The organism is Agromyces sp. NPDC055658 (assembly GCF_053618155.1).
Map to the genome: position 1 here is coordinate 30850 of NZ_JBSHHD010000032.1, position 17321 is coordinate 48170.

18 protein-coding genes and 1 riboswitch are annotated in these 17321 nt (G+C 72.2%); of the genes, 12 read left to right on the forward strand and 6 right to left on the reverse strand.

Annotated features, from left to right (window positions below; all coding sequences use genetic code 11):
• Nucleotides 1-2: 2 nt before the first annotated feature.
• Complete coding sequence (locus ACWGPE_RS14690; protein ID WP_231431651.1) at nucleotides 3-752, reverse strand: MIP/aquaporin family protein; 750 nt, start codon at nucleotides 750-752, stop codon at nucleotides 3-5.
• Nucleotides 753-973: 221 nt separating this feature from the next.
• On the reverse strand, nucleotides 974-2719 hold the full coding sequence (locus tag ACWGPE_RS14695) for a glycerol-3-phosphate dehydrogenase/oxidase (RefSeq protein WP_376931258.1): 1746 nt from the start codon (nucleotides 2717-2719) through the stop codon (nucleotides 974-976).
• Nucleotides 2720-2853: 134 nt separating this feature from the next.
• Between ACWGPE_RS14695 and ACWGPE_RS14700 the strand changes: the two genes are divergently transcribed.
• The 5 genes from ACWGPE_RS14700 to ribH all read left to right on the forward strand — a co-directional run bounded on the left by ACWGPE_RS14700 (nucleotide 2854) and on the right by ribH (nucleotide 7651).
• A complete protein-coding gene (locus ACWGPE_RS14700) occupies nucleotides 2854-3855 on the forward strand; it encodes a sugar-binding transcriptional regulator (protein ID WP_231431652.1) in 1002 nt (333 codons plus the stop codon).
• Between the two features lie 51 nt (nucleotides 3856-3906).
• Nucleotides 3907-4051: riboswitch (FMN riboswitch) on the forward strand.
• Between the two features lie 85 nt (nucleotides 4052-4136).
• On the forward strand, nucleotides 4137-5183 hold the full coding sequence (gene ribD / locus ACWGPE_RS14705) for a bifunctional diaminohydroxyphosphoribosylaminopyrimidine deaminase/5-amino-6-(5-phosphoribosylamino)uracil reductase RibD (protein WP_231431653.1): 1047 nt from the start codon (nucleotides 4137-4139) through the stop codon (nucleotides 5181-5183).
• A gap of 1 nt (nucleotide 5184) precedes the next feature.
• On the forward strand, nucleotides 5185-5892 hold the full coding sequence (locus ACWGPE_RS14710) for a riboflavin synthase (RefSeq protein ID WP_231431654.1): 708 nt from the start codon (nucleotides 5185-5187) through the stop codon (nucleotides 5890-5892).
• Nucleotides 5889-7190 (forward strand): GTP cyclohydrolase II, encoded by a 1302-nt coding sequence (gene ribA / locus ACWGPE_RS14715; protein ID WP_275506545.1) that lies wholly within the window; start codon nucleotides 5889-5891, stop codon nucleotides 7188-7190. Before ACWGPE_RS14710 ends, ribA begins: the two co-directional genes overlap by 4 nt.
• Nucleotides 7187-7651 carry a 6,7-dimethyl-8-ribityllumazine synthase gene (gene ribH, locus ACWGPE_RS14720; protein ID WP_452048982.1) on the forward strand — a complete coding sequence of 155 codons (465 nt, stop codon included), beginning with the start codon at nucleotides 7187-7189 and terminating at the stop codon, nucleotides 7649-7651. Before ribA ends, ribH begins: the two co-directional genes overlap by 4 nt.
• Before the next feature lie 3 nt (nucleotides 7652-7654).
• Here the strand turns inward: ribH and ACWGPE_RS14725 are convergent, their stop codons facing one another.
• Complete coding sequence (locus tag ACWGPE_RS14725) at nucleotides 7655-8113, reverse strand: DUF2269 family protein (RefSeq protein WP_231431657.1); 459 nt, start codon at nucleotides 8111-8113, stop codon at nucleotides 7655-7657.
• 313 nt (nucleotides 8114-8426) lie between these two features.
• Between ACWGPE_RS14725 and ACWGPE_RS14730 the strand changes: the two genes are divergently transcribed.
• Nucleotides 8427-9812: an MFS transporter gene (locus ACWGPE_RS14730; RefSeq protein ID WP_231431658.1), complete on the forward strand. Its 1386-nt coding sequence runs from the start codon at nucleotides 8427-8429 to the stop codon at nucleotides 9810-9812.
• 243 nt (nucleotides 9813-10055) lie between these two features.
• A complete protein-coding gene (locus ACWGPE_RS14735) occupies nucleotides 10056-10463 on the forward strand; it encodes a hypothetical protein (RefSeq protein WP_452048983.1) in 408 nt (135 codons plus the stop codon).
• A gap of 50 nt (nucleotides 10464-10513) precedes the next feature.
• Here ACWGPE_RS14735 and ACWGPE_RS14740 read toward each other — a convergent pair whose 3' ends face one another.
• Nucleotides 10514-10864, reverse strand: coding sequence for a hypothetical protein (locus tag ACWGPE_RS14740; protein ID WP_231431660.1), 351 nt, complete (start codon nucleotides 10862-10864; stop codon nucleotides 10514-10516).
• A 149-nt stretch (nucleotides 10865-11013) separates the two neighbouring features.
• Between ACWGPE_RS14740 and ACWGPE_RS14745 the strand changes: the two genes are divergently transcribed.
• The 5 genes from ACWGPE_RS14745 (at nucleotide 11014) to ACWGPE_RS14765 (ending at nucleotide 16258) form a co-directional block, all read left to right on the forward strand.
• Nucleotides 11014-11946, forward strand: coding sequence for a pseudouridine-5'-phosphate glycosidase (locus ACWGPE_RS14745; RefSeq protein ID WP_275506541.1), 933 nt, complete (start codon nucleotides 11014-11016; stop codon nucleotides 11944-11946).
• Nucleotides 11930-12826, forward strand: coding sequence for a carbohydrate kinase family protein (locus tag ACWGPE_RS14750; RefSeq protein WP_452048984.1), 897 nt, complete (start codon nucleotides 11930-11932; stop codon nucleotides 12824-12826). Before ACWGPE_RS14745 ends, ACWGPE_RS14750 begins: the two co-directional genes overlap by 17 nt.
• Before the next feature lie 74 nt (nucleotides 12827-12900).
• Nucleotides 12901-13128: a hypothetical protein gene (locus ACWGPE_RS14755; protein ID WP_231431663.1), complete on the forward strand. Its 228-nt coding sequence runs from the start codon at nucleotides 12901-12903 to the stop codon at nucleotides 13126-13128.
• Nucleotides 13129-13277: 149 nt separating this feature from the next.
• On the forward strand, nucleotides 13278-15251 hold the full coding sequence (locus ACWGPE_RS14760; protein WP_231431664.1) for an ABC transporter ATP-binding protein: 1974 nt from the start codon (nucleotides 13278-13280) through the stop codon (nucleotides 15249-15251).
• 179 nt (nucleotides 15252-15430) lie between these two features.
• Complete coding sequence (locus tag ACWGPE_RS14765; RefSeq protein ID WP_376931197.1) at nucleotides 15431-16258, forward strand: hypothetical protein; 828 nt, start codon at nucleotides 15431-15433, stop codon at nucleotides 16256-16258.
• 12 nt (nucleotides 16259-16270) lie between these two features.
• On the opposite strand, the gene ACWGPE_RS14770 is transcribed toward ACWGPE_RS14765, so the two are convergent.
• Both ACWGPE_RS14770 and ACWGPE_RS14775 read right to left on the reverse strand, forming a co-directional pair.
• Nucleotides 16271-16765 (reverse strand): 2'-5' RNA ligase family protein, encoded by a 495-nt coding sequence (locus ACWGPE_RS14770; protein WP_452048985.1) that lies wholly within the window; start codon nucleotides 16763-16765, stop codon nucleotides 16271-16273.
• 67 nt (nucleotides 16766-16832) lie between these two features.
• The gene (locus ACWGPE_RS14775) at nucleotides 16833-17231 is read right to left on the reverse strand and encodes a DUF1622 domain-containing protein (protein ID WP_231431667.1); all 399 of its coding nucleotides are present in this window, start codon (nucleotides 17229-17231) and stop codon (nucleotides 16833-16835) included.
• Between the last annotated feature and the right edge of the window lie 90 nt (nucleotides 17232-17321).

Here is a 17321-nt window from a genome sequence, read left to right on the forward strand (position 1 = left end):
CGTCAGCCGAGGACGGGGAGCAGCACGAGCGCGGCCCACCCGGCGAGCATGCCGCCGATGATCGGGCCGACGACCGGCACCCACGAGTAGGACCAGTCCGATCCGCCCTTGCCCTTGATCGGGAGCAGGGCGTGCGCGATGCGCGGGCCGAGGTCGCGGGCCGGGTTGATCGCGTAGCCGGTCGGGCCGCCGAGCGAGGCGCCGATGCCGATGACGAGGAACGCCACGGGGATCGCCCCGAGCTCCGCCGGGGTTCCGCCGTTCGTGAAGCCGATGATGACGAACACCAGCACGAAGGTGCCGATGATCTCGGTCACGAGGTTCCAGCCGTACGAGCGGATCGCCGGGCCGGTCGAGAACACGCCGAGCTTGTTGCCGGCCTCGGGCTCGGCGTCGAAGTGCTGCTTGTACGCGAGCCAGCAGAACACCGCGCCGATGAACGCGCCGACCATCTGGGCGCCGATGTAGGTGAGCACCGAGACGACGTTGACCGGCACGCCCGAGCCGAACTCCTGGGCGCCGTTCGCCACGAGCCCGAGCGTGACGGCGGGGTTGAGCTGCGCGCCCGAGGCGTACGAGACGATGACGCCGGCGAAGACGGCGAGGCCCCAGCCGATGTTCACCATCAGGAAGCCGCCGTTGTGACCCTTGTTCTTCGCGAGCGCGACGTTGGCGACGACGCCGCAGCCGAGCAGCACGAGCAGTGCGGTGCCGACGACTTCCGAGAGGAAGACGAGACCGAGATTGTCCACGTTGACCTTCTTTCAAGAGGCGGGGCGGATGCCTCATCCGCCCGTTCCGAGCAACGGGCCGCATTCGGCCCCGATGAAACGTACCCGCCGGAATGGCCGGTGCGAGGCGTTTCCGCGTGCACATCCGTGCAGATTCCGGCACCCGTCGGTCGAGGAGCGTTCGACGGAGGAGAGCGCGTATCGAGACCACGTCGCCGTCGTCTCGACACGGCGCTGTGCGCCTACTCGACCGGCGCCGGGACCCCCAGCTCCACCCCGTGGCGCTCGGCGAGCAGCGACGCGGTCGCTGCGACCTCCGCCGCGATGCGCCCGGCCGGCCATCCGAGTTCGGCGCCGACGACCGCGGCGAGTTCGTCGAGCAGCGGCGCGGTGAGCGAACCCGTGAAGGCCAGGCTCGTGCGCCGCAGCACGACGTCCTGCAGACGCACGACTCGCTCGTTTCGGGCGAGCCAGGCGATCTCGTTCCGGCTGTAGCCGTCGTGGTGCGCCAGGGGCGTCTCGGGCTCGCCCTCGATGTCGGCGAGATAGGCCGCAGCCCGGGTGCCGTAGCGCTCGAGCAGTTCCTCGGCACGGGCGCGGCCGACCTCGTCGCCGTGCGAGACGAGCCAGACGCGTCGCGCGTCGTCGGTCGCCGGGTATCCCGCGCCGCCGCCGATCGCGAGTCCCTTCGTCGACACGACCCGCTCGCCGCCGAGGAGCGCGAGCACCTCGCCCGAGAGGTGCTCGGCGAGCGCCCGGAAGGTCGTCCACTTGCCGCCGACGAGGCTGAGCACGGTCGTGCCCGGCCGGCCGGAGGCATCCGCCCGTTCGATGCGGTAGTCGCGCGAGACGAACCCGGGCTGCGTGTCGTCGTGCCGGGGCAGCGGGCGCACGCCCGAGAACCGGTAGACGATCTGCGACCGGTCGACTCGGATCGCTGGGAAAACGTGCGCGATGAGGTCGAAGAAGTAGTCGACTTCCTCCTCGGTGCAGATCGCGGGTTCGCGCATGTCGTGCTCGAGGTCGGTCGTGCCGACCATCACCCGGCCCTTGAGCGGGTAGATGAGCACGATGCGGCCGTCCTCGTGCTCGAAGAAGATCTCGCGGCCGGCGGTCGCGGCGAGGAGCTCTGGGTGGTCGAGCACGATGTGCGAGCCCTTCGTGCCGCCCATGAACCGGGTCTCCTCGCCGAGGTCGGCGTTCGTGAGGTCGGTCCACGGACCCGACGTGTTGACGACGACGTCGGCCGCGACCGAGAACTCCTCGCCCGTCGTGGTGTCGCGCAGGCGCACGCCCGCCCCGTCGTGGCCGATCGCTTCGACGTAGTTCACCGCCCGGGCGAGGGGGCCCGCGGCGAGGCCGTCGAACAGCACGTCGAGGGCGAGCCGCTCGGGGTCGTGCATGCTCGCGTCGTAGTACGTCGCGGTGTACTTCACGCCGGGGTTCAGCGCCGGCAGCTCCGCGAGCGAGCGCTTCGCACCGTGGAACCGGTGCCGCGGCACCGCGCCGCCGTCGCGCGAGAACGCGTCGTAGATCGTGAGGCCGGTCTTGATGAGGGCGGCCCCGCGCTCGGTGGGCTTGCCCGACTTGTGGGTCAGGAAGCGCAGCGGGGCCGAGAGGACGCCCGAGAAGGTCGAGAAGATCGGCACCGTCGTCTCGAGCGGCTTGACGTAGTGCGGGGCGATGCGGATGAGTCCGTTGCGCTCTTCGACCGACTCCTTGACGAGTCGGAACTCGCCGTTCTCGAGGTAGCGGATGCCGCCGTGGATCATGTGCGACGACGCCGACGACGCCCCCGAGACGAAGTCGCCGCGTTCGACGAGCACGACGTCGACGCCCTGCAGTGCGAGATCGCGGAACGTCGCGATGCCGTTGATGCCGCCGCCGATCACGAGCACCGCGGCCTGCGGGCGCTCGCGCAGGCGTGCGACCGCTTCGCGGGCCGAGACGGCACCTGCGGGTGCGGGCTGCCGGCGGTTCCGGTTCATCGATTGCGCTGACATCACTGTCCTCTCGGGAGCGAACGGCGGGCTTGCACGAGCCTGCCGGGTGTGGATGAATACATCGTGAACACGGCAGCACGAACTTGCAAGCCGCGTGAACATATGTGCAAGGTGGACGGATGATCGACAAGGAACTCCTCGCGACGGTGGACGCCGACGAGGCCGTGCCCGGCAAGACCCGGGACGCGCTGCGCGCGGCGCACCTGTACTACATGCAGGACCTCACGATGGATGCGATCGCGCACGAGCTGCACACCTCGCGATCCTCGGTCTCCCGCCTGCTCAGCCACGCCAGGGCGAGCGGGCTCGTCGAGATCTCGATCCACTCGCCGCTCGACCTTCCGAGCCGCATCGAACAGGAGATCCTCGAGCGCTTCGAGGTCTCGGCCCACGTCATCCCGGTGCCCGACCATGCGAGCGACGTCGACCGCCTCGACCGCGTCGCGCTCTCGGCTGCACGGATTCTCGGCCGCTTCGTCGACTCGAACCAGCTCGTCGGCGTCGCCTGGGGCTCGACGATGGGGGCGATGAGCCGCCACCTCGTGCCGAAGGCCACCCACAACACCGAGATCGTGCAGCTCAACGGCGCCGGCAACGTGCGCACGACCGGCATCGTCTACGCGAGCGAGCTGCTGCGCCGCTTCGGCGACGCGTTCGGCGCCCGCGTGCAGCAGTTCCCGGTGCCGGCCTTCTTCGACGACCCCGCGACGAAGCAGGCGTTCTGGCGCGAGCGCTCGACGCGGCGCCTGCTCGAGCTCCAGGGCCGGCTCGACCTCGCGCTCTTCGGCATCGGCTCGCCGTTCGCCGAGGTGCCGAGCCACGTCTACCAGGGCGGCTACCTCGAGCGGGCCGACTACGAGGGGCTGAGCCGCGACGGCGCCGTCGGCGACGTGGCGACGGTCTTCTACCGTGCCGACGGCTCGACCGACGGAATCGCGCTGAACGAACGTGCGACCGGCCCCGACTTCTCGGTGTTGCGGCACGCCCCCCGTCGCATCTGCGTGGTCGCCGGCCGCGCGAAGCTCGCGAGCCTGCGCGGCGCGCTCGCCGCCGGGCTCATCACCGACCTCATCGTCGACGAGGGCACGGCGCGGGCGCTGGTGGAGCCGACCGCGGGCTGAGGAGCGGGAATAGTCCGGGCCCGCGGGCGTTGACCTATGATCGAACACGAGAAACGTGCTCCGGGGTCGGTGCAATTCCGAGCCGGCGGTGACAGTCCGCGAGCCGGGCGCGTTCGATCGAGAGGTCGACGCGAACGGTTGAACCGGTGGAAATCCGGTACCGACGGTGAAAGTCCGGATGGGAGGCGGCACGTGTCGGCGGCGCCGTGCGCGCGGCCGGCTCCGCGGTGATCGCACCGCGGCGACCCGAGCATTCCCGGAGCCTCGGACAGGACGAGGGAATGACGACGGTCGATGAACAGCACGGGGCGGATGCCTCGGCGATGCGCCGCGCCCTCGAGCTCGCCGAGCTCGGCCCGGCCAGGGGCGTGAACCCCCGGGTGGGTTGCGTCGTCCTCTCCCCCGCCGGCGAGATCCTCGCCGAGGGCTGGCACCGCGGCGCAGGCACCGCGCACGCCGAGGTCGACGCGCTCTCGAAGCTCGCGCCCGGCGCCGCACGTGGCGCGACAGCCGTCGTGACGCTCGAGCCCTGCAACCACACCGGGCGCACCGGCCCCTGCGCGGTCGCCCTCGTCGAGGCCGGCGTGGCACGTGTCGTCTACGCGGTCGCCGACCCCGGCGACCACTCCTCAGGCGGTGCCGACCGGCTCCGCGCGGCCGGCGTCGAGGTCGTGCCCGGCGTGCTCGCCGACGAGGTCGAGGCCATGCTCGACGATTGGCTCTTCGCCGCCCGCCGCCATCGCCCCCGCGTGATCGTGAAGTGGGCCGCGAGCCTCGACGGCCGGGCCGCGGCGGCCGACGGCACGAGCCAGTGGATCACGGGTGCCGGCGCCCGCGCCGACGTGCACCGACGTCGTTCCGCGGCCGACGCGATCGCGGTCGGCACCGGCACGGTGCTCGCCGACGACCCGTCGCTCACGGCGCGGGACGACCGCGGGCACCTCCTCGAGGCGCAGCCCGTGCCGGTCGTCTTCGGGCACCGCACGGTCCCCGCCGACGCCGCCGTGCGTCGGCACCCCAACCCGCCGATCTTCCCGACCGGCGACGATCTCGCCGCCGACCTCGAGGAGCTGCAGCGCCGAGGCATCCGCTCCCTGTTCGTCGAAGGCGGGCCGACGCTCGCGAGCGCGCTCCTCGCCGCCGACCTCGTCGACGAGCTTCTCGTCTACGTCGCGCCGGCGCTGCTCGGCGGCCCGCGGCTCGCCGTCGGCGATCTCGGCATCCCCACCATCGCCGACGCCAGGCGCTTCCGCTTCGCCGCCGTCGAGCGGCTCGGCGACGACGTGCTGCTCGTCGCCCACCCGACCACCCACCCTGGAGGGAACTGACATGTTCACCGGAATCATCGAGGAGCTCGGCCGCATCACGCGCATCGAACGCACCGACGACGCCGCCCGCCTCACCGTTCGCGGCCCGCTCGCGGTCGAGGGCGTGGCCCACGGCGACTCGATCTCGGTGTCGGGCGTCTGCCTCACGGTCGTCGACTTCGACGACGAGGGCTTCACGGCCGACGTGATGGCGCAGACGCTCGCGATGTCGACCCTCGACGGCGCGCACGAGGGCCTCGCGGTCAACCTCGAGCGCGCCGCACGCGTCGGCGACCGCCTCGGCGGGCACATCGTGCAGGGGCACATCGACGGCACCGCACGGGTGCTCGAGGTCCGCCCCGGTGAGGCGTGGCGCTACGTGCGGTTCTCGCTCGACCCCGAGCACGCGCCGCTCGTCGTCGACAAGGGATCGATCGCGGTCGACGGGGTCTCGCTCACCGTGTCGAGCGTCGGCGCCGACGCCGACGGCGACTGGTTCGAGGTCTCGCTCATCCCCGAGACGCTCACCGCCACCACGCTCGGCGAGCGCGAGGTCGGCGACCTCGTCAACATCGAGACCGACATCGTGGCGCGGCAGGTGGCGCGCATGCTGCGGTTCGGCGACCACCGCACCCTGCCCTCGTCGGTGGGCTTCGAGACGCGGCCCGGTGATCCTCAACCCGCTCGGACGCCCGAGTCCGCACCGACCCGCGAAGGAGGTGCGGCATGAGCCTCGCCACGATCCCCGAAGTGCTCGACGCGCTGCGCGCCGGCAAGCCCGTCATCGTCGCCGACGACGAGGCCCGCGAGAACGAGGGCGACGCCATCATGGCCGCCGAGTTCGCGACCCAGGAGTGGATCGCGTGGATGGTGCGGCACACGAGCGGCTACCTGTGCGCGCCGATGCCGAACTCCGTCGCCGACCGGCTGTCGCTGCCCCTCATGGTCGAGCGCAACGAGGACCTGCGCGGCACCGCGTACACGGTCTCCGTCGACGCCGCCGACCGCAACTCGACGGGCATCTCGGCGGCCGAGCGCGCGCACACCCTGCGAGTGCTCGCCGACCCGTCGTCGATCCCCGAGGGGCTCGTCCGTCCCGGCCACATCCTTCCGCTGCGTGCCGTCGACGGCGGCGTGCGCGAGCGCGCCGGTCACACGGAGGCCGCGGTCGACCTCATGCGCCTCGCCGGCCTCTCCCCCGTCGGCGTCATCGGCGAACTCGTCGAGGACGACGGCGAGATGATGCGCCTGCCCGCCCTCATCGCGCTCGGCGAGCGCGAGGGGCTTCCCGTGACGACGGTCGCCGCGCTCATCGACTGGTTGCGGGAGTGGCACGACGGCGACGACCTCGACTCGGCGGCCGCGGCCGCCGTGCCCGAGTCCTCGCCCGTCGCCTTCGAGGTCGAGACGACGCTGCCGACCGTGCACGGCGACTTCCGCGTGCGGGCGTACCGCGACCGCGGCACCGGCGCCGACCACGTCGCCATCATCGCGGGCGACCCCGCCGCCGATCCGGCCGGCGCGATCGTGCGCGTGCACTCGGAGTGCCTGACCGGCGAGGCATTCGGATCGCTGAAGTGCGAGTGCGGCCCGCAGCTCGACGCGGCGCTGCAGACCATCCGGCAGGGCGGCGGCGTCGTCGTGTACCTGCGCGGGCACGAGGGCCGCGGCATCGGCCTCATTAACAAGCTGCGCGCCTACCGGCTGCAGGAGCAGGGCCTCGACACGCTCGACGCGAACGTCGCGCTCGGCCTGCCGATCGACGCCCGCGACTACTCGTCCGCGACCGCGATCCTCACGGACCTCGGCATCGAGCGGGTGCGCCTGCTCACCAACAACCCCGAGAAGGTGCGCCAGCTCACCGCGCACGGCATCGACGTGACCGAGCGACTGCCGCTCGTCGTCGGCGTCGGCGCGGTGAACCAGGGGTACCTCGAGACCAAGGCGTCCCGCATGGGCCACGCCATCGACGACCAGCAGCTCGCGGATGCCGCGGCTGAAGCCCTCCTGGAAGGACACGCATCATGAGCGGACAGGGATCCCCGATCCTCGACATCGACGGCAGCGGCCTGAAGGTCGTGATCGTCGCCGGCAGCTGGCACGACGAGATCACCGACGGCCTCATCGCCGGTGCGACGCGCACGCTCGAGGGCGCCGGCGCCGACTACTCGCTCGTACGGGTGCCGGGCAGCTTCGAGCTTCCGGTCGTCTCGAAGGCGGCGCTCGAGGCCGGCGCCGACGCCGTGGTCGCGCTCGGCGTGATCATCCGCGGCGGGACGCCGCACTTCGAGTACGTGTCGTCGGCCGCGACCGACGGGCTCACCCGCGTCGCCATCGACACGGGCAAGCCGGTCGGCTTCGGCGTGCTCACCCTCGACGACGAGCAGCAGGGGCTCGATCGCGCAGGTCTCCCCGGCTCGAAGGAGGACAAGGGCCGCGAGGCGGCCGAGGCCGCCATCGCGACGGCGAGGGCGCTGCGCGCGCTCTGAGGCCTACGGCTTCCAGACCATGAGCACGACGACCGCGACGAGCAGCAGCGAGACGATGCCGCTGCCCGCCGCGATCGCCGGGTAGCCCTTGCCCTCGGCGGTCGCCGCGCCCGAGGCATCCGCACCGCTCGGCTGCAGCGCCGCGGCGGCCTTGTTCATGGCGGGCACGACGACGAAGAGGCTGAGGCCGAAGGCCACGACGTAGAGGATGATCGACCAGAGGATCCACGGCGTGGTCACCGACAGGTCGTACTCGTCGGGCGCCATGCTCATCGCGCCGAAGCCGAACACGAAGACGGCGAGCGACAGCCAGCTGAAGATCATCGTCGACTTCGCGAGCGTGGCGACCTGTGCGCCGTTTCCGGCGCGCACCGCGCGCATCGCCGTCATCGGCAGGATGGCCATCGGGCCCACGATGAAGACGGCCGCGGTGACGTGCAGAACGCTGAAGAGGGTATCCATGGGCTCAGCCTAACGAGGCCGAGGCTCCCAACGCGTCGATCCTTCGGTTGAGGCGGATGGCTCGGGGCGGTGGCTTCGGACCCGACGCTTCGGCCCTCCTCGGCCGACCGACCGACGCCGTTCGTCGCACGATCACCGCCGTTCGTCGCAGCGAGGGGCCCCGATCACCCCCGATCGCGGGGTGGCGAGGCACCCCTGCCGTATCGTATCCGGGTTGCCACAAGCGACGATTCCATCACTGCCCCAGGCTGAGCGCCAGACCGACGTGCCCGAGTGCAGCGTCACCCGCATCACCCTTGGAGTCTTCGCAACGATGTCGTCATCGTCAGCGGCCACGGCCGCAGCAGCAGCACCCGCCAATCCACGCAGTCGCGTGGTCCTCGCCAGCCTCATCGGCACGACGATCGAGTTCTACGATTTCTACGTCTACGCGACCGCGGCCGTGCTCGTCTTCCCCTACCTGTTCTTCCCGGCAGGCGACCCGACGACGGCGCTGCTCGCGTCGTTCGCCGTGTTCGGCGCGGCCATGGTCGCCCGCCCGCTCGGCGCCGTCTTCTTCGGCCACCTCGGCGACCGGGTCGGTCGCAAGGCGACGCTCGTCGGCGCACTGCTCACGATGGGCATCGCGACGTTCCTCATCGGCGTGCTGCCGACCTACGCCGCGGTCGGCTGGTTCGCACCGCTCCTCCTCGTGATCCTGCGCCTCGCACAGGGCTTCGCGCTCGGCGGCGAATGGTCGGGGGCGGCGCTCGTCGCGACCGAGAACGCCCCGAAGGGCAAGCGCGCCTGGTACGGCACCTTCCCGCAGCTCGGCGCGCCGATCGGCTTCATCATCGCGAACGGCCTGTTCCTCATCATCGCGGCGCTGCTGCCGTCGGACGACCCGAACTCCGCCCTGCCGTCGACCGAGTTCCTCGAATGGGGCTGGCGCATCCCCTTCCTCTTCTCGGCCGTGATGGTGATCGTCGGCCTGTGGGTGCGGCTCCGCCTCGTCGAGTCGACGGCGTTCGCCAACGCCTCCAAGCGCGGCAAGCTCCAGCGGCTGCCGCTCGCGAGCGTGTTCAAGAGCTACTGGAAGGAGCTCATCCTCGGCACGTTCTTCATGCTCGCGACCTACGTGCTCTTCTACCTGATGACGACCTTCTCGCTCGGCTACGGCACGAAGCCCGGCGACGCCCCCGTGCCCGGTCTCGGCTACGCGTACAACACCTTCGTGCTCATGCTCATCGGCGGCGTCGTGTTCTTCGGCATCTTCACGATGCTCTCGGGCCCGTGGGCCGACCGCTGGGGCCGTCGCAAGACGCTCATCTGGGTCACGTCGGCGATCATCGTCTTCGGGCTGCTCTGGGTGCCGCTGCTCTCGGCCGGCTTCGCGGGCGTCATGGGATGGCTCATCATCGGCTTCGCGCTCATGGGCATGACCTTCGGCCCGATGGGCGCCCTGCTGCCCGAGCTGTTCCCGACGAACGTCCGCTACACCGGCTCGGGGATCTCGTACAACGTGTCGTCGATCCTGGGCGCCGCCGTCGCGCCGTTCATCGGCACCGCGCTCTGGGGCGCCGGCGGCGGCAGCCCGTTCTGGGTCGGCGTCTACCTCTCGGTCATGGGCGTGCTCACGCTCGTCGCGCTGCTGGTCTCGAAGGAGACCCGCGACGTCGACTTCGACGAGGCCGGGCTCGAGTCGTCGGCGGTGCTGTAGGCACCTCGGTCGCCGAAGGGCGGATGCCGCTCCCCTCGCCGCGCGCGGGCAGGGCCGTCCGCCCTCCGTCGTACTCGGACACCGTCACGCGAGCGTCACGAGAACGTCACGCCCGGCCCCTTCTGGCAGGGTGGCGCCCGGCGTAGCATGGCCCGCATCAGGGCCGCCGAACCGCTCCAGCCGGCACCGTCGGCGCTCGGCCGCCCGGGGCGGACGGGTGCGCAGGTGAACATGACGATGGACATGATGAAGGACGCGATGTCGTCGACGGAGATGCCGATGCAGGGCATGGACGCCGCGATGATGCAGGAGTGTATGGAGGCCCTCTCCGCGTGCATGCAGGCGTGCCTCATGTGCGCCGATGCCGACGCGGGCGAGGGCATGGGCCGGTGCGCCGGCATGTGCGCGAACTGCGCCGACGTCTGCGACACGATGATGCGCATGATGCTGCGGATGCGCGGCATGGACCTGCAGGTGATGACGTCGATGATGCAGACGACCGTGTTGATGTGCCGCGCCTGCTCGGCCGAGTGCATGCAGCACGCCGACATGAGCGAGCACTGCCGCATGTGCGCGATGGCATGCGATCAGTGCGTCGCGGCGATGGAGAAGATGATGAGTTCGATGAGCGGGGCGATGCCCATGGCGTGACCCCCTGCGGTCGAAGGGGGCGAGCGCAGCGAGCCCTCGGAACCCCTGCGCTACTCCGCGACGCTGAAGCGCTGCCCGCCCGCCGCGAGCACGCCGTACACCGCGTGCACGGCGACCGGGTCGCCGAGCCGCAGCGTGCCGGCGAACGCGTCGTGGTGCCAGACGCGACGCGTTCCGCCGCCGTCGATCGCGGCGAGCGTCGCGAACCCGTCGCCGTCGACTGCCGTGACGATCGCGTCGACCCACTTCGAGGGCGTCGCCGTCGAGAGGCGGAGCTGCATCGCGTGCAGCCCATGGCCCGGGCGGTCGCTCGAGCACTCGTGCGCCCGCTCGCAGCCGCGCATGCCCATGACCGCGCCCGTGCGGGGCTCGGTGACGGCGTGCGGCTCGCGGTGCGACATGAGGGCTCCTCGTGGTCGGTTCGTGCAGGCGACGATACGCGCGGCGGGTGCGGATGTCCCGGCGGGCCGTCACACCCGGCAACAGAGCCGAGCGTGCGCCCCGGGCGAGGCATCCCCGCCGGATCGGGCGCCGCGCCTAGCATTGCGGCATGCCCGCCGACGTGCACCCCACCCTGCCCGCCGCGATCCGCGTGTCCGACGAGGTGCGCGCCGCCCTCGACGAGGGGAGGCCGGTGCTCGCCCTCGAGTCGACCATCCTCACCCACGGCCTGCCGCAGCCGCGCAACCTCGAGGTCGGGTTGCGGAGCGAGGCCGAGGTGCGCGCCGCCGGCGTCGTGCCGGCGACCATCGGCGTCGTCGAAGGCGTCGCGGTCGTCGGCCTCTCCCGCGGCGAGATCGAGCGGCTCTGCACGGCCGCCGAGGTGGTGAAGGCGAGCGTGCGCGACCTGCCGATCGCTCGGGCGAAGGGGCTCGACGCGGGCACGACGGTCGCAGCGACGGCCTGGCTCGCGCACCGTGCCGGCATCCGGGTGATGTCGACCGGCGGACTCGGCGGCGTGCACCGCGGCGCCGCCGAGAGCTTCGACGAGTCGGCCGACCTGCCCGTGCTCGCCGAGACGCCGATCACGCTCGTGAGCGCCGGAGTGAAGTCGATCCTCGACATCGGCGCGACGCTCGAACGGCTCGAGACGCTCGGCGTGCCGGTCGTCGGCTACCGCACCACGCGGTTTCCGGCCTTCACCGTCGCCGACTCGGGATTCGCCCTCGACTACCGGGTCGACTCCCCCGCGGAGGCCGCAGCGCTCGCCCGGGCGCGCGACGAGTTCGGGCAGCGGGCGGCCGTGCTCGTCGCGAACCCGATCTCGGCCGACCGGCAGCTCGATCCGGCGCTGCACGACCGGGTGCTCGGCGAGGCGCTCGCGGCAGCCGAGGCCGCAGGAGTGACGGGCCACGACACGACGCCGTTCCTGCTCGACCGGTTCCAGCGGGCGACCGGCGGAGAGAGCCTCGAGGTCAACCTCGAGCTGTATCGGGCGAACGTCGCCCTCGGGGCGGAGATCGCGCGTGAGCTCGCCGGCTGAGCGGGCGGATGCCTCGGCCCCGCCGCTCCTCGCGGTCGTCGGCGACCTCGTCGAGGACATCGTCGTCTGGACCTCCGAGCCGGTGCGGCACGGCACCGACACGGCGGCACGGGTGTTCCGCACTCGTGGCGGCAGCGCCGCGAACGTCGCCGCACTCGCCGCACCGCTCGTGCCGACCCGGTTCATCGGCTGCGTCGGGCCCGACGCCGCGGGCGACGCGCTGGTCGCAGCACTCGAGGGGTGCGGCGCCGAGGTCCGGGTGCAGCGACACGGCACGACGGGCGCCGTCGTCGTCATCGTCGATCCGGCGGGCGAACGCACGATGTTCCCCGATCGCGGGGCGTCGGCCCTGCTCGAGACGGTCGACCCCGCCTGGCTCGACGGCGTCTCATGGCTGCATGTGCCGAGCTACGGTTTCGAGCTCGAGCCGGCACGCTCGGCGGTGCTCGCGCTCATCGGCGAGGCACGTCGGCACGGAGCCGGCGTCTCGATCGACGCGTCGTCGACGGGCCTGCTCACCGGACTCGGGGTGCCGAAGGTGCTCGACCTGTTCGCCTCGCTCGCCCCCGACGTGCTCTTCGCGAACGAGACCGAGGCGGCCCTGCTCGGGCTCGGGCCCGGGCCCGGGTCCGGGTCGATCACCCCAACGATCGTCGTGAAGCACGGACCCGAGCCGACGCAGGTGTTCGAGGGCGGCACCCTCGTCGCCGAGGTCCCGGTCGCACCGGTTCCCGGCGCGCGCGATCTCACCGGCGCGGGAGACGCATTCGCGGCGGGGTTCCTCGCGGCGCGCCTCGCCGGGCGACCGACCGGCGATGCGGTGCTCGGCGGGCACGGCGTCGCCGCCCGGGTGATCACCGCCCCGGGCACCGCCGGCTGAGCCGAACGGACCTTCCGCAGCGGATCGTCAACTCACGTTGACGAGCAGGACTCACGTCAACTACGGTTGACGACATGGACGACCGCACCCTCCGCACCGCGATCGCCGCGGCCGACGGCGACGACCCCTACCGCGCCCTGCGCGAGCTGCACCACGTGCGCATCGAGCTCAACCGCGAGCTCGACCGAGCCGAAGCCGTTGCGGTGCGCCGCGCGCGCGCCGGCGGGTCGAGCTGGCAGCTCATCGCCCTCGCGCTCGAGGTCTCGAAGCAGGCGGTGCACAAGAAGTACGGCCGTTCCTGAGCGCGCCCGGACGGGCCCTCCCGCCGACAGGGCTGGGAGCCCGGCGCAGCCGGGGCGCGTAGGCTGCAATGCGGCGACGACGCGAGCGACGGGGGCGCGAGGCATCCGATCGCCACCGTCGTCAGGCTGCCAGCGACCAGAGAGTGAAGATGAGCACGAGCGAGACCCCCACCCGCCGAGCCGAGCGCGAAGCGCGCCGGCGCACCCCACGACCGGCACGCACTCGCGACCAGGCCGACGGCGCAGCCGAACGCCCCGCCCGCACCTCGCCGTTCGGGCGGCGCGGCGAGCAGCCACCGGGTCCGCGCGCGACGTTCCGGCAGCTGCTGCCGTTCATCTTCGAGCACCGGCCGGTGCTCATCTGGGTCGCCGTGCTCTCGGTCGTCGGCGCACTGGCGAGCCTCGCGCAGCCGCTGCTCGTCAGCCGCGTGATCACGGTCGTCGAGGCCGGAGACTCGCTCGGCTGGATCGTCTGGGCCCTCGTCGCCCTCGTCGTCGTCAGCGGCGTCATCTCGGGCTACCAGCACTACCTGCTGCAGCGTACCGGCGAGGGCGTCGTGCTCTCGAGCCGCAAGAAGCTCATCGCGAAGCTGCTGCACCTGCCGATCGCCGAGTTCGACACCCGCCGCACGGGCGACCTCGTCTCCCGCGTCGGCAGCGACACGACCATGCTTCGCGCCGTGCTCACCCAGGGGCTCGTCGAGGCGATCGGCGGCACCGTGACGTTCTTCGGCGCGCTCATCTTCATGCTCGTGATCGATCCCGTGCTGCTCGGGCTCACCGTGCTCGTCGTCGCCATCGCGATCACGACCGTGACCCTGCTGTCGCAGCGGGTGCGCGAGGCGTCGCACGCCGCGCAGGCGAAGGTCGGGGATGTCGCGGCGAGCGTCGAGCGGGCGATCGGCGCCGTGCGCACGATCCGCGCCGCCGGCGCCACCGAGCGCGAGATCGCCGCCGTCGAAGGCGAGGCCGAGGGAGCATGGCGCATGGGCGTCGCCGTCGCGAAGATCTCGGCGCTCATCGTGCCGATCGCCGGCATCGCCATGCAGGTGTCGTTCCTCGTCGTGCTCGGCGTGGGCGGATACCGCGTCGCCTCGGGGGCGATCACGGTCGCGAACCTCGTCGCGTTCATCCTGTTCCTCTTCATGATGATCCTGCCGCTCGGGCAGGCGTTCGGGGCGATCACGTCGGTCAACCTCGCGCTCGGCGCGCTGGGCCGGATCCAGGAGATCCTCGACCTGCCCGACGAGGACGAGCACGACCGCGAGCTCGCCCCGCGCGCCCTCATCGTCGGCGACGCGAACGAGGGCCTCCTCCCCGACGCCCCCGCCGTCGCCTTCGACGACGTGCACTTCGCCTACGCCGCGACCCGGCAGGACCCGGCCGACCCGGCCAACGACTCCCCTGACGAGCACCTTCCCGAGCCCGACGTCACCGAGCGGCAGCCCGTGCTGAGAGGCGTGTCGTTCGACGTGCCTCGCGGTCAGCGCATCGCGCTCGTGGGGCCGTCGGGGGCCGGCAAGTCGACCATCCTCGCCCTCATCGAGCGGTTCTACGACCCGTCGGTCGGCGCCGTGCGCATGGGCGGGCTCGACCTCCGGTCGATCGACCGCACCGAGCTGCGCGCGCAGATCGGGTACGTCGAACAGGACGCCCCCGTGCTCGCCGGAACGCTGCGCGACAACCTGCTGCTCGGCTCGCCCGACGCGACCGACGCCGAGTGCGAGCACGTGCTGCGCGCGGTCAACCTCGGCACGGTGCTCGACCGCGACCCCGCCGGCCTGGGGGCCGCCGTGGGCGACGACGGCATCATGCTCTCAGGAGGCGAGCGGCAGCGCCTCGCGATCGCCCGCGCGTTGCTCGCGGCGCCGCCGATCCTGCTGCTCGACGAGTCGACCTCGTCGCTCGACGGCGTGAACGAGCGGATGATGCGCGAGGCGATCGATGCCGTCGCGGCCGGGCGCACGCTCATCGTGATCGCGCATCGGCTCTCGACCGTGATCGACTCCGACCGCATCGTCGTGCTCGACGACGGGCGGGTCGTCGGCGAGGGCACCCACACCGAGCTCGTCGCGACCGTGCCGCTGTACCGCGAGCTGGCCGAGCACCAGCTGCTCGTCTGAGGCACGTCTCGGCTGCCTCGGCGGGCGCGGCGCGGCCCCGAGGCATCCCGGCCGGTTCAGGGGTATCCCGAGCGAACCTCAGTGCCTGCTCGGATGGACGACGGCGATCGTCTTCCTAGCGTGGAGTCATCGCATCCGATAGCGGATGCCCTGAGCCCACGCCCCCTGGAGGACCCACCATGACCATCGCGACCGTGCCCACCGCGCGCGACCTCGACCCGTTCGACGGGATTCCCGTCGGCCTCATCGACGACCTGCCCGAGGTCGCGACCGACGGCCCCACGATCCGCCGCACCGGCCTCGGCAGTTCGTTCGACCGCGTGCAATCGGCCGTCCAGGGCTGGCTGCGCCACTGGGAGCCGCTCGAACTCCCGGCCTTCACCCCCGTGCGCGACGTCATGCCCGACGACGACCGCGGCCGCAGCTCGCTCAAGGCCGCACCCGCCCGCCCCGACGGGTCGGTGCGTCTCACGGCGAGCCTCTACGACCCGCCGAACCGCCACGGCGAGCCCCTCGCCTGGTCGCGCAACTGGGCCAGTGCCGCGGTGCTGCCGCCCGCCCGCGAATCGGGCCGGCTCTTCTACCGCTTCAGCGTGTCGAGCCGACTCGTGCTCGACGGCCAGGCGTCGCTCAGCCTCGTCTCGACGAGCGTGAACTTCGGCATCGTGGCCGACGCGGCCAAGCAGAGCCCCTTCCAGGCTCCCGGGTTCGCGACGCCCATCGCGCGTCCGCTCGTCGGTGTGCAGGCGCGCGCCGACGTCGACGCGCAGGCGACGCAGGTGTTCGAGGGATCGATCGCCGTGCGGCAGGGCGAGACCCCGGCGATGGCCTTCGTCATCGGCACCGATGTGCTCTTCGAGGACGGCTGGGTGCGTCTGCACGAGGGGTCGAGCACCTGGGTCGGCCCGGCCGAGCCGGGCGCGAGCGGCACCGTCGAGTTCCGCTACGCGCCGGCCGCCGTGCTGCGCGTCATCGGCCACCTCGACGACCCGCACACGGCCGACTGAAGGCGCATTCGCTCAGCCTCCGCCCGCCGTGCCCTCGCCGAGCGGCCAGGATCCGACGATCCGGCCGTGGTGCGAGGTCTCCGGCGGGCGGAGCCGCACGAGCGCGAGGCTGCCGAGCTGCAGGCGGTCGCCGCGGTCCACGCGCCCGTGCCGCTTCGCCGTCACGTGCGGACGGAAGTCCTGGCGCATCCGGACGAGATCGATCCCCTGTCCGCGCAGCGCCGAGATCGCGGCGGCCCGCAGCGCCGCGATGGCGCCGCCGTCGCGCACGAGCGACACGAGGATGTCGCGGCGGGGCCCGAACATCGCGTCGTCGCCGACCGCGACCGTGATCGCGCGGGCACCCGGTGAGCCCGCGACGGCGGCGAGCGCCGTGCCGAGCACGTCGGCGTCGAGCTCGGTCTCGAACGGTTCGACCAGGGTCACGTGCAACGGCCACTGCGCGACCGTGAACTCGTCGCCGACGGTGAGCGGCGAGAGCGGCAGCACGACCACGAAGCGCGCCATCCGGCGAGTCTAACCGGGCTGCTGCCGGGCGCGGCGGCGGCGGTGACGGCGACGGCGACGAGCGGCGCTATCGCCCCGGTACCGGGACCCGTTCGGCGCCACCGTCGGCGGCCTCGCCGTCGACGGTCGCGCCATGGCGCTGCCACGGCCACCGCCCCGTGATCTCCACCGCGAGCGACCAGCTCAGGAACGTCCGGATCAGGACGATGATGCCGAGCACGCCGACCGACTCGAGCGTCGGGGTCACGGCGACCGTGCGGATGATGTCCGCGGCGACGAGGAGTTCCAGGCCGATGAGGATGCCGCGCCCGAGCACTCGCCGGAAGCGTTCGTAGACCGGGCCGGTGTTCCGCACCCGCCGGATCGCGGCGTCGATCATCGCGTAGAGCACGCCGACGACGATCGCGATGACACCGATGACGTCGATGACCTCGCCGGCTCGGGTGATGATCTGGCCGAACTCCATGGGGGCCTCCTGCGGCCCACGCTAGACCCGCACGGGCGCCGCGCGCCCGATGACCTCCCGCGTGCCGCGGGCCCGGACACGGCGAAGGGC